13 protein-coding genes and 1 pseudogene are annotated in these 10,463 nt (G+C 64.7%); 5 read left to right on the plus strand and 9 right to left on the minus strand.

The features are described 5' to 3' along the window. From ACILRA_RS13445 to ACILRA_RS13455, 3 genes and pseudogenes are all read left to right on the plus strand, one after another. Positions 1-314: pseudogene (locus tag ACILRA_RS13445) on the plus strand (tRNA (N(6)-L-threonylcarbamoyladenosine(37)-C(2))-methylthiotransferase MtaB); the annotation flags it as partial. Then, the gene (ftsY, locus tag ACILRA_RS13450; RefSeq protein ID WP_395662606.1) at positions 311-1,408 is read left to right on the plus strand and encodes a signal recognition particle-docking protein FtsY; all 1,098 of its coding nucleotides are present in this window, start codon (positions 311-313) and stop codon (positions 1,406-1,408) included. The pseudogene ACILRA_RS13445 and the gene ftsY, both read left to right, overlap by 4 nt. Continuing rightward, positions 1,405-1,986 (plus strand): septation protein A, encoded by a 582-nt coding sequence (locus ACILRA_RS13455; protein WP_395662607.1) that lies wholly within the window; start codon positions 1,405-1,407, stop codon positions 1,984-1,986. Before ftsY ends, ACILRA_RS13455 begins: the two co-directional genes overlap by 4 nt. On the opposite strand, the gene ACILRA_RS13460 is transcribed toward ACILRA_RS13455, so the two are convergent. Continuing rightward, the gene (locus ACILRA_RS13460) at positions 1,980-2,528 is read right to left on the minus strand and encodes an NUDIX domain-containing protein (protein ID WP_395662608.1); all 549 of its coding nucleotides are present in this window, start codon (positions 2,526-2,528) and stop codon (positions 1,980-1,982) included. The genes ACILRA_RS13455 and ACILRA_RS13460 overlap by 7 nt on opposite strands. A gap of 240 nt (positions 2,529-2,768) precedes the next feature. Here ACILRA_RS13460 and ACILRA_RS13465 point away from each other — a divergent pair, with 240 nt between their 5' ends. Then, positions 2,769-3,269, plus strand: a complete 501-nt coding sequence (locus ACILRA_RS13465; RefSeq protein ID WP_395662609.1) for a MarR family winged helix-turn-helix transcriptional regulator — start codon at positions 2,769-2,771, stop codon at positions 3,267-3,269. Between the two features lie 27 nt (positions 3,270-3,296). Here ACILRA_RS13465 and ACILRA_RS13470 read toward each other — a convergent pair whose 3' ends face one another. From ACILRA_RS13470 to ACILRA_RS13500, 7 genes are all read right to left on the minus strand, one after another. Further along, on the minus strand, positions 3,297-3,896 hold the full coding sequence (locus tag ACILRA_RS13470) for a DsbE family thiol:disulfide interchange protein (RefSeq protein ID WP_395662610.1): 600 nt from the start codon (positions 3,894-3,896) through the stop codon (positions 3,297-3,299). Beyond that, positions 3,893-4,051 carry a heme exporter protein CcmD gene (gene ccmD, locus ACILRA_RS13475; protein WP_395662611.1) on the minus strand — a complete coding sequence of 53 codons (159 nt, stop codon included), beginning with the start codon at positions 4,049-4,051 and terminating at the stop codon, positions 3,893-3,895. The genes ACILRA_RS13470 and ccmD overlap by 4 nt, the downstream gene beginning before the upstream one ends. Beyond that, the gene (locus ACILRA_RS13480) at positions 4,051-4,773 is read right to left on the minus strand and encodes a heme ABC transporter permease (protein ID WP_395662612.1); all 723 of its coding nucleotides are present in this window, start codon (positions 4,771-4,773) and stop codon (positions 4,051-4,053) included. The genes ccmD and ACILRA_RS13480 overlap by 1 nt, the downstream gene beginning before the upstream one ends. Before the next feature lie 23 nt (positions 4,774-4,796). After that, positions 4,797-5,462 carry a heme exporter protein CcmB gene (ccmB, locus tag ACILRA_RS13485; protein ID WP_395662613.1) on the minus strand — a complete coding sequence of 222 codons (666 nt, stop codon included), beginning with the start codon at positions 5,460-5,462 and terminating at the stop codon, positions 4,797-4,799. Further along, a complete protein-coding gene (ccmA, locus tag ACILRA_RS13490; RefSeq protein ID WP_395662614.1) occupies positions 5,459-6,058 on the minus strand; it encodes a heme ABC exporter ATP-binding protein CcmA in 600 nt (199 codons plus the stop codon). The genes ccmB and ccmA overlap by 4 nt, the downstream gene beginning before the upstream one ends. A gap of 95 nt (positions 6,059-6,153) precedes the next feature. After that, positions 6,154-6,879, minus strand: coding sequence for a beta-ketoacyl-ACP reductase (locus ACILRA_RS13495; protein WP_395662615.1), 726 nt, complete (start codon positions 6,877-6,879; stop codon positions 6,154-6,156). Positions 6,880-7,046: 167 nt separating this feature from the next. Further along, complete coding sequence (locus tag ACILRA_RS13500; RefSeq protein WP_395662616.1) at positions 7,047-8,231, minus strand: acetyl-CoA C-acetyltransferase; 1,185 nt, start codon at positions 8,229-8,231, stop codon at positions 7,047-7,049. A 206-nt stretch (positions 8,232-8,437) separates the two neighbouring features. Here ACILRA_RS13500 and phaR point away from each other — a divergent pair, with 206 nt between their 5' ends. After that, positions 8,438-9,040 (plus strand): polyhydroxyalkanoate synthesis repressor PhaR, encoded by a 603-nt coding sequence (phaR, locus tag ACILRA_RS13505; protein WP_395662617.1) that lies wholly within the window; start codon positions 8,438-8,440, stop codon positions 9,038-9,040. Positions 9,041-9,042: 2 nt separating this feature from the next. On the opposite strand, the gene ACILRA_RS13510 is transcribed toward phaR, so the two are convergent. Continuing rightward, the coding region (locus ACILRA_RS13510; RefSeq protein ID WP_395662618.1) for an EAL domain-containing protein at positions 9,043-10,463 on the minus strand (1,421 nt) is incomplete at its 5' end.

Genomic DNA, 10,463 nt, shown 5'->3' on the forward strand with positions numbered 1-10,463 from the left:
GCCTCACCTATCTGCACGTCTTCCCCTTCTCGCCCCGTCCCGGCACGCCCGCCGCACGCATGCCGCAGATCGAGAAGCATGTGATCAAGGAGCGCGCCGCAAGGCTCCGCCAGAAGGGCCTGGGCCGACTCGATGCCTTCCTCAGCAGCGAACTGGGCGCCACGCGCCAGGTGCTGGTGGAGACGGAAGCGATGGGCCGCACCGAGCATTTCGCCCAAGTGAAGTTCGAAAGCCGCATGGCGCCGGGCGCCATCGTCACTGCACAGGTCACCGGCCGCGGTGCATCCCATCTGGAGGCCAGGCTCGCCGCATGAGTTTCTTCAGGAAGCTGTTCAACCGCGGCGCCAGCAAGCCGGAGGAAGATGCGGCACCGCCGCCCGCGGCTTCTGGATCCGTACTGGAAGCGGAGTCCGGGCCAGCGCTTCCGCCGCAGCCGGAACCGGAGCCCGTACCGGCCATTGTAGGGGCCGAGCCTGATCAGGCGCGTTCGCGCGGCTGGTTCTCTCGCCTGTCAGATGGTCTTTCCAGGTCATCGCGCTCGATCACCGGCTCCATCACCTCGATCTTCACCAAGAAGAAGCTCGACAAGGCGACGCTGCAGGACCTGGAGGACGTGCTCCTCCAGGCCGATCTCGGCCTGCCCATGGCCGAGCGCATCGTGAAGGAGGTTTCGACCGGCCGCTACGACAAGGAGATCGACCCGGAGGAGGTCAAGCGCATCCTCGCCACGGAAGTCTCCAAGGTGCTCAAGCCCGTTGAGGTGCCGTTCAACTTCGGCAGCCAGAAGCCCTTCATCGTCCTCGTCGTGGGCGTCAATGGCGCGGGCAAGACAACCACCATCGGCAAGCTCGGGTCCATCGCGCGGGCAGAGGGCCACAAGGTGATGTTCGCCGCGTGCGACACGTTCCGCGCGGCGGCCATCGAGCAGCTCAACGTCTGGGGTTCGCGCATTGGGGCCAAGGTGATGTCCAGGCCCACCGGGGCAGATGCCTCCGGCCTCGCCTTCGATGCCATTGCGCAGGCGAAGGAAGACGGCACCGACATCCTGTTCATTGACACGGCGGGCCGCCTGCAGAACAAGCAGTATCTGATGGACGAGCTCGACAAGATCGTGCGCGTCATCAAGAAGCAGGACGAGGCAGCGCCCCATGCCGTGCTGCTGGTGCTCGATGCCACCACGGGCCAGAATGCGATGGCCCAGGCCGAGATCTTCACCAAGGTGGCGGGCGTCACCGGCCTCATCATGACCAAGCTTGATGGCACGGCGCGCGGCGGCATTCTGGTGGCGATCGCCGAGAAGTTCAGGATTCCCGTCCATGCCATCGGTGTGGGCGAATCGATCGAGGACCTGCAGCCCTTCGACGCCGAGGGATTTGCGCGTGCGATTGCCGGACTGGAGGAGAGATGAGTGACGCGCCCGCCCCGAAGCTGGGGCAATGGACCAAGCTGCTGATCGAGATGGGCCCGCTGGTCGCCTTCTTCATCGCCAACTGGAAGGCGGGCATCTTCTGGGGGACCGGCATCTTCATGGCGGCCACGGCGGCAGCGCTGACAGCATCCTGGGTGCTGACCCGCAAGATCGCCATGGTGCCGCTCGTCTCGGCCGTCTTCGTCGCGCTGTTCGGGGCGCTGACGCTCTGGCTCCACTCCGAACTCTTCATCAAGGTGAAGGTCACGCTCATCAACGCCCTCTTCGGAGCCGTATTGCTCGGAGGCGCCGCCATGGGGCGAAGCTACATCAAGCTCATCATGGGCGAGGCCGTGAGGCTCACGGAGGAAGCCTGGCGCACACTGTCGATCCGCTGGGGCGTTTTCTTCCTCGCCATGGCGGTCCTGAACGAGGTGGTCTGGCGCAACTTCTCGACCGATGCCTGGGTCAACTTCAAGGTCTTCGGCCTGTTGCCCATCACCCTTGCCTTCGCCTTCGCCAATGCGCCCTACATGACGAAGCACATGATCGAGGACGACAAGACCGAAGCTCAGTAGGGCTGCGGGCCGCCATATTCTCCCGGCGGGTTCGAGAAGGGCGGAAAATCCACAACGCCCTCGACGCTGCGGTACTGCTCGAGCGCCCAGATGACTGATGGGAAGGCGATCTCATCCCACGGGATCTCGCTCCAGCCGGCAAGCTTCACCTCGAGACTTTCAGGGCCCGCGGAAATCGCGGCAGACTCAAGCTGCGCAAGATACATGATCTGCACCTGTGCGATGCGTGGTATGGTATAGACTGCGAGCAGGCGGTCGATGGCGATCCTGGCATTCGCCTCTTCCAGCGCTTCGCGCATGGCGGCCTGTTCTGCTGTCTCGCCCAGCTCCATGAAACCTGCAGGCAGCGTCCAGTAGCCGACGCGCGGTTCGATGGCGCGGCGGCACAGCAGGATCTTGCCTTCATGCCTTACGATCGAACCGGTGACGATCTTCGGGTTCACGTAGTCGACGAAGCCGCAGGTGGCGCAAACGTCGCGCTCATGCGTGTCGCCCGCCGGAATTTCACGCCGGAAGGATGCTTTCTGAGTCTTACTGTTCATCGCTTGTCAAGTGTTGAAATCTGTGTGCGGATCATCTTAACTCCCTCTCAGGCAAAAGGCATTCATGGATTTCAGTCAACCGCTTTTTGCTTGCAGCGTAATATCTGAACCGCTAGTTGTGCGCGGCTCCGCGGGGAAAGGTCCTCGGGCTTAAGGGCAACAGGCAGGCGGGCAACGCGTGGAATTTCGCAGGATCCGGCACATCGCAAGAGACCGGCATGCGGGCAGGAGAATGGGCGTATGACAACGACAAAGGACGTGAAGCAATTCACGCGTTCACCGTCGCACTTGCTGAAACGCGCGGCGCAGTTCTCGAGCCTCATCTACATGGGAGAGGTCGGAAAGTCCGGCCTCACGCATCGTCAGTTCACTGTGCTTCTCGCGGTGGACAGCAATGACGGCAAGAGCCAGACCGAGCTCGTGAAGCTCACCGGCATCGACCGTTCGACGCTGGCCGATCTCGTTGCGAGGCTCCTTGCCCAGGGCTATCTGCAGAGGAAGCGCACCAAGGACGACGGCCGCACCAACGCCATCCGCATCACCGCCATCGGCAAGAAGATGCTGAAGATGGCCCAGCCCGGTGCGGAGGAAGTCGACAAGCAGCTCCTCTCGCTCATCCCTTCGGCCGAGCGTAAATCCTTCCTCGACAATCTCGCGGTGCTCGCCGCCGAGATGGACCGCATCGAGGAGAAGGAACCCGTCAAGCCCGCCCGCAAGATCAAGTCACGCAAGCGCGCGTAACGCCGCTGCCCTTACGCCCGAGGGGCTTCAGGGCACGTTCTTCGGCAGCGGTGTCTTGGCTTTTTCGATCTCGTCAGAAAACCGCCCTGCGATCGACTCCGGCGTCAGCGGCCCGATGTGCTTGTAGCGGATGAAACCCTCGCCATCGACGATGAAGGTCTCGGGCACGCCGTAGACGCCCCATTCGACCGCGGTGCGGCCGTTGCTGTCCATGCCCACGGCGGCGAAGGGCTGGCCCAGCGTGCGCAGGAAGCGCACCGCATTCTCCGGCGCGTCCTTGTAGTTGATGCCGATCAGCGTGATGTCTCCGCGCTTGGCCAGATCGGAGAGCAGGGGATGCTCGACACGGCAGGGCGCGCACCAGGAGGCCCAGACATTGACGACGCTGATCCTGCCCGTCTTGAGGCCGGCCGTGGCGATCCCCGGCACATCGAGGCCGGGCACGGCGGCAAGCGTGAACTCCGGCACCTGCTTGTTGATGAGCGCTGAGGGGATCTTCGACGGTTCTCCCGACAGGCCCTTCCAGAACAGCGCCGCGAGGGCCGCGAACACAATGACGGGGATGAGAACGAGCCACAGCCGCAAGCGCTGTGGCCGGGGTGCTGCATTTTCCTCTTGCCTGCTCATGGGCGGTCAGTCCCGCGCCGGCTTTCAAGCCGCTGGGCTTCCGCGCGCAGCTTCCGGTCTCTCAGCAGTATCCTGATGATGAGGCCGCCGATGAAGATCAGGCTGATCGCGTAGGATGCGATGACGAAGCCGATGTGGTCTGCGGAGAAGTCCATCAGCGTTCCCCGATCTCGGCGATGTGGATCTGGCGGATCTTGCGTGCGGCGATCTCGGTGCGGATCGACACCAGGTGAAGCGACAGGAACAGGAAGGAATAGGCGAGCCCCATGACGAGCAGCGGCCACAGCATGGAGCTGTGGATGGTTGGCCCGTCCATGCGGAACACGCTTGCCGGCTGGTGCAGCGAGTTCCACCAGTCCACCGAGAACTTCACGATCGGCACGTTGACGAAACCGACAAGCGCGACGATGCGCGCCACCATTGCAGCCCGATGCGGCTCCTCGATCGCCGCCCAGATCGCCATGTAGCCGATGTAAAGCAGCATGAGCACGAACATGGAGGTCAGGCGCGCGTCCCACACCCACCAGGCGCCCCACATCGGTTTGCCCCAGAGTGAGCCCGTGGCCAGCGCAAGAAAGCAGAAGACCGCACCGATGGGGGCTGCGGTCTTGGCCGCCACGTCGGCGAGGGGGTGCCGGAAAATGACCGCGACGGCGCTTGCCAGCGCCATCACCGTATAGACGAACAGCGCCATCCATGCGGCGGGCACATGCACGTACATGATCCTCACCGTCTCGCCTTGCTGGTAGTCCTGCGGCGAGGCAGCAAGCGCGCCATACAGCCCCACGGCGAAGAGGCCGATGGTGATGGCCCATGCATAGGGCAGCAGCCAGTTGGCGAGGCGGAGGAATCGGGTCGGGTTCGCGAGGTACTGCATGGCCTTTATCTAATTCAGGCAGATCATTTCAGATAGGACCTCAGTGCCGCAGCCGAAGCAAGGGGCGACACCACCAGGCTGACCAGCGTGATCGCCCCCAGGATCAGCAGCGAGGCCGTGGTGAGGCCGGGCGCGGCATTGGGCTGCGAGGCGGAGAGGCCGAAGATCAGCACCGGCACATAGAGCGGCAGCACGAGCAGCGAGACGAGCAACCCGCCGCGCCGCAGTCCCACCGTCACCGCCGCCCCGATGGAGGCCAGAAGCGACAGCGCAATGGAGCCCAGCGCCATGGCCGCCGCCAGGGGCAGGATGGCTTGCGGCTCGAGATTGACGAGGAAGCCGAGGATCGGCGCGGCGATGGCCAGCGGCAGGCTGGTCGACAGCCAGTGGGTCACGGATTTCGCCAGTGCCACCATCTCGAACGGCAAGGGTCCCATGGTCATCACGTCGAGCGATCCGTCCTCATAGTCCTGCTGGTAGATGCGGTCGGCCGAAAGCAGGACGGAAAGCAGCAGCGAAATCCACAAGGCTCCGGGTGCGATGCGCGCAAGCAGGGCCTGGTCGGGGCCGATGCCGATGGGCAGCAGCACCACGACGGTGAGGAAGAAGCCCAGTGCCGTGCCAGCACCGCCACCCTGGCGCATGCTCAGGGTCAGGTCACGCCTGATGAGGGCGATGATGAGGTTCATGGCGCGCGCCCTAGATCCAGCCGCGCGTCCGGCTCACGGCCGAGCGGCACGTGAGTGGCGGCGATGATCAGCCCGCCCTTGTCGAGATGCCCGCCCATGATGCCGCCGAGGCGGGAGAGCGAGGCGGTATCGAGTCCTACCGTCGGCTCGTCCAGCAGCCACAGCACGCGCGGCACAAGCACCAGCCGGGCCAGCGCCAGGCGCCGCTTCTGCCCGGCCGAAAGCAGGCCTGCGGGATAGGAGGACAGCCGCGCAAGGTCGAAGGCGTGAAGCGCCTCCTCAACCTCGCCGCCGCCGAGGAAATCACGCCAGAAGGCGAGGTTCTCATGCACGCTGAGGGCGGACTTCACCGGCTCCTGGTGCGCGATGTAATGCGCCTGCTGGCCGATCGAGAGGTCCTCCGCCCCGCCATGGAGGGTCAGGGTCCCGGCCTGTGGCTCGTTGAGCCCCGCGATGAGCCGGAGGAGGGTTGATTTGCCGGAACCATTCGGCCCCGTGAGCTGCATGAGTTCTCCGGCTCCAAGCGCCAGCGAGACATCACGGAACACAATCCGCCCGCCGCGCTCGCATGTGAGGTCTTGTGCCTTGAGTTCCATGAAGCCCTAGTTGCAGAAAAGAACATGCCCGCGTCAAGCGCGGGCATGTGCCACTGCTTGCCGGCCGGGACATTCCAGCCCCGGCTCAGGCCAAATCAAGCCATGTACTGGCCACCATTGGCGGAAATGGTGGATCCGGTGATGAAGCCTGCGTCATCCGAGGCGAGGAACACGACAGCGCGTGCGATCTCCTCCGGTTCACCGAGCCGGCCGACGGGGATCAGCGGCAGGATGCGCTTGTCGAGCACGTCCTGGGGGATGGCCTTCACCATCTCGGTGGCGATGTAGCCGGGGCAGATCGTGTTGACGGTGATGCCCTTGGCCGCACCCTCCTGCGCCAGCGCCTTGACGAAGCCGATGTCGCCCGCCTTGGCGGCGGAGTAGTTGGCCTGGCCCATCTGGCCCTTCTGGCCGTTGATGGACGAGATGCAGATGACGCGGCCGAAATTGCGGTCGCGCATGCCGTTCCACACCGGCTGTGTCATGTTGAAGAGCGAGTTGAGGTTCGTGTTGATCACCTCGTTCCACTGCTGGACCGTCATCTTGTGGAACATGGCGTCGCGCGTGATGCCGGCATTGTTGACCAGCACCTCGACGGGGCCGAGATCGGCCTCGACCTGCTTCAGGCCGGCAGCACAGGCCTCGTAGTTCGACACGTCCCACTTGTAGACGGGGATCCCCGTCTCTGCCTTGAAATTGGCTGCGGCTTCGTCATTGCCCGCATAATTGGCAGCGACCTTGTATCCCGCCTTGGCGAGCGCCTTCGAAATCGCTGCACCAATGCCGCGGCTTCCGCCGGTTACGACTGCTACGCGTCCCATTCGTTTTCTCCTCGTTCTCTCGTTTGCTTTCCTCTCCCCCACTGGGGGAGAGGGCAGGTGAGGGGGTCTCTCGGCGAGTCCCGCCCTCAGTCATCTCACGCGCGGCCGGCACCCCCTCACCCATCCCTCTCCCCCGGTAGGGGAGAGGGGGAATGACGGGGAAGGTCTTACCGTTCGACGCACATGGCAACGCCCATGCCGCCGCCGATGCACAGCGTGGCAAGGCCCTTCTTGGCGTCGCGGCGGTTCATCTCGAACAGCAGCGTGTTCAGCACGCGCGCACCCGATGCGCCGATCGGGTGGCCGATGGCGATGGCGCCGCCGTTCACGTTCACGATATCGGGGTTCCAGCCCATGTCCTTGTTGACCGCGCAGGCCTGCGCCGCAAAGGCCTCGTTGGCCTCCACCAGGTCCAGGTCCTCGACCGTCCAGCCGGCCTTCTTCAGCGCGGCGCGCGAGGCCGGGATGGGGCCTGAGCCCATGATCGCGGGGTCGACGCCGACGCTCGCCCAGGAGGCGATGCGGGCCAATGGCGTCAGGCCACGCCGGGAGGCTTCCTGCTCGCTCATCAGGATTACCACGGCGGCGCCGTCGTTGATGCCGGAGGCGTTGGCGGCCGTCACCGAGCCGTCCTTGGCGAAGGCGGGCTTGAGCTTCGATACGCTGTCGAGCGTTACGCCCTTCTTGATGTATTCATCCGTGTCGACGGTCACGTCACCCTTGCGGGTGGAGATGGTGACGGGGGCGATCTCGTCCTTGAACTTGCCGGCCGCCTGGGCGGCTTCGGCCTTGTTCTGGCTCTTCACCGCAAAGTCGTCCTGCGTCTCGCGGGTGATCTGCCACTGGCGGGCCACGTTCTCGGCGGTGTTGCCCATGTGGTAGCCGTTGAAAGCGTCCCACAGCCCGTCCTTGATCATGGTATCGACCAGCGACCAATCGCCCATCTTCACGCCGTCGCGCAGGTGGGCCACATGCGGCGCCTTGCTCATGCTCTCCTGGCCACCGGCGGCGACGATCCGCGCATCACCGCTTGCGATCTGCTGCATGCCGAGCGCCACGGCCCGCAGGCCAGAGCCGCAGAGCTGGTTCATGCCCCAGGCGGGGCTCTCGTTCGGGATGCCGGCATTGATGGCCGCCTGGCGGGCGGGGTTCTGGCCCTGGCCGGCCGTCAGGATCTGCCCGAGGATGACCTCGTCCACTTCGCTGGCCTCAACCTTGGCGCGCGCCATGGCGGCCTTGAGCGCCACCGTGCCGAGGTAGGAGGCAGGCACACCCGCCAACGCACCGTTGAAAGAGCCTACCGGCGTGCGCGCCGCAGAGACGATGACAATCCCATTTCCAGATCCGGCCATGAATGCCTCCTTGCTGATTTATCCTTGAGCGTATGGCTCCTTTATCACCTTTTGTGCAATGCGACATAGGTCTTGATGGTGTGCTTTGCGGAAAATTTTCGCGCTTGCAATTGTGCAGTGCGGGGCGCAAGGTTTCCGTGAGGGAGAGCTCTGAAAAGTCCGGTTAACGGCGAGGGCTTAAACGTGCCCGCGTGAGGAGGAATCCGGTGAGCGAAGAGAAGGCAGCGCCGCAAAGCGCCGTGGTCATCAAGAAATACGCCAACCGGCGGCTCTACAACACCTCGACCAGCACCTATGTCACGCTGGACGACCTCTCCGTCATGGTCAAGGCGGGTACCGATTTCCTGGTCTACGACGCCAAGACGGGCGAGGACATTACCCGCTCCGTCCTCACCCAGATCATCTTCGAGGAAGAGAACAAGGGCACGAACCTGCTGCCCATCAATTTCCTGCGCCAGCTTATCCGCTTCTATGGCGACTCGATGCAGGCCTTCGTGCCCGGTTTCCTTGAATTCTCTCTGCAGAACCTGGGCAAGGAGCAGGAGAAGTTCCGGGCCCAGATGATGGAGGCCTGGGGGACGGATCCCTTCAAGGCCATGCAGGACCACGCCCAGCGAAACATGGTCATGTTCAGTGAGGCCATGAAGGTCTTCAATCCTTTCGCCGCTGCCATGGGCGGCGCGGTTCCGGGCGCGCCGGCACCCGGCAAGCCCCAGTCCCCGGAAGCGTCCTCAAAGGACGACCTTCAGGCGCTGAAGGAGCAGCTCGCCCAGATGCAGCAGAAGATCGACAAGCTCGCCAGCAAATAGGGTCAGCCCGCGCTGCGGCGCGGGGCACGGAAGGCGCTGTCGAGCAGCGCCAGCGCCTGGCGCAGCCGGGCGACCTCATCATCAAGGCTTGCCGTAAAGCTTTCCAGCGTCTCTTCCGCAGCCGGGTCCTCCGCGGTGGTGTTACCATCGGCCGCGGGCCATGGCGGCAGTGTTGCGGCCTCACCGAAGAGATTGCCCTGCAGCAGGTCGATACCCCAGGCCGCGAGCAGGGCGGCATCTGCCTCGGTCTCCACCCATTCCGCCACTGTCCGGAGGCCGAAGGCGCGTGCCAGGTCGATCAGGGCCCGCACGAAATACTGGTTGTCAGCATTGGTGCTGAGATCCCGGCAGAAGGTGCCGTCGATCTTCAGCATGTCGATGGGCATGGCGCGGAGGTTGCGGAAGGACGTGTAGCCCGCGCCAAAATCATCGATTGCCACCATCACCCCCAGCGCCTTCAGCTGCCGCACGAAGCGCGCCGTGTCCTCGAGGTCGCCCAGCGCCACGGTTTCGGTAATCTCCACGATCAGCCGCCGTGCCGCCTCCGGGTTGCGGGCGAGTATCGCCGTGATCTCCGGGTACCAGCGCGGATCGGTGGCCGTGGTGCCCGAGACGTTGATGGAAATCCGGGCATCGGGGTGGGTGGTGAGTGCTGCCACGGCAAGCTCGACCACCGCACGGTCGATGAGGCGCACCAGCCCCAGCTTCTCGGCGACCGCGACGAGGCGGTCCGCGGGCAGCGCACTGCCTGCATGATCGGCCAGCCGGAGCAGGGCCTCGTGGAAGACCGGCTCCCCGCTCTGCGCATCGATCACTGGCTGGAAGGCCAGGCGAAGGCGCTGTTCCTTGAGGCAGCGCACCACCACGCTGGCATAGCGGGCATTGCTCACGCGCTCCGTCAGCCGCTCGGAGGATGGCTGGTAGATGGCGAAACCGTCGAAGGGTTGCTTGCGGGCCTCGGCCAGCGCCTCCTCGGCCCGCGTGATGGCGGTGCCAGGGTCGGACCCGTGGCGGGGCAGGACCACCGCCCCGACCGACAACAGCGCCCAGACGGGGCCAGCTTCCGTCATGACCACGCTCTCGCGCAGGGCGGCCATGAAGCGCTCGGCCGCGGCGCTGATGTCGCCTTCGCTGCAGTGATGGATGATCAACCCGAACTTCGAGCCCGAGTAGCGCGCGATCACGTCCCCGGCGCGGGCCACGCGGGCCAGCCTCCGCCCGGCCTCCGCCATCACCTCGTCTGCCACCTCGAAACCATAGGCATCATTGACCACGCCCAGATTGCCAACGGCGGCAATGAGGAATGCGCAGGATGATGGCTCGGCCTGTGCCCTCTGCATCGCGTGCCGGAGTGCCTCGACCATGCCGAGACGGTTCATCATGCCGGTCAGGGGATCGCTCAGGCTGAGGAACCGCAGTTGCT

Origin of the sequence: Aestuariivirga sp., from assembly GCF_044239095.1 — a bacterium.
Lineage (GTDB): Bacteria > Pseudomonadota > Alphaproteobacteria > Rhizobiales > Aestuariivirgaceae > Aestuariivirga.

Bases quoted from the DNA above. Each gene is read 5' to 3' on its own strand.
- ftsY (WP_395662606.1), top strand. From the start codon at position 311: ATGAGTTTCTTCAGGAAGCTGTTCAACCGCGGCGCCAGCAAGCCGGAG.
- ACILRA_RS13455 (WP_395662607.1), top strand. From the start codon at position 1,405: ATGAGTGACGCGCCCGCCCCGAAGCTGGGGCAATGGACCAAGCTGCTG.
- ACILRA_RS13460 (WP_395662608.1), bottom strand. From the start codon at position 2,528: ATGAACAGTAAGACTCAGAAAGCATCCTTCCGGCGTGAAATTCCGGCG.
- ACILRA_RS13465 (WP_395662609.1), top strand. From the start codon at position 2,769: ATGACAACGACAAAGGACGTGAAGCAATTCACGCGTTCACCGTCGCAC.
- ACILRA_RS13470 (WP_395662610.1), bottom strand. From the start codon at position 3,896: ATGAGCAGGCAAGAGGAAAATGCAGCACCCCGGCCACAGCGCTTGCGG.
- ccmD (WP_395662611.1), bottom strand. From the start codon at position 4,051: ATGGACTTCTCCGCAGACCACATCGGCTTCGTCATCGCATCCTACGCG.
- ACILRA_RS13480 (WP_395662612.1), bottom strand. From the start codon at position 4,773: ATGCAGTACCTCGCGAACCCGACCCGATTCCTCCGCCTCGCCAACTGG.
- ccmB (WP_395662613.1), bottom strand. From the start codon at position 5,462: ATGAACCTCATCATCGCCCTCATCAGGCGTGACCTGACCCTGAGCATG.
- ccmA (WP_395662614.1), bottom strand. From the start codon at position 6,058: ATGGAACTCAAGGCACAAGACCTCACATGCGAGCGCGGCGGGCGGATT.
- ACILRA_RS13495 (WP_395662615.1), bottom strand. From the start codon at position 6,879: ATGGGACGCGTAGCAGTCGTAACCGGCGGAAGCCGCGGCATTGGTGCA.
- ACILRA_RS13500 (WP_395662616.1), bottom strand. From the start codon at position 8,231: ATGGCCGGATCTGGAAATGGGATTGTCATCGTCTCTGCGGCGCGCACG.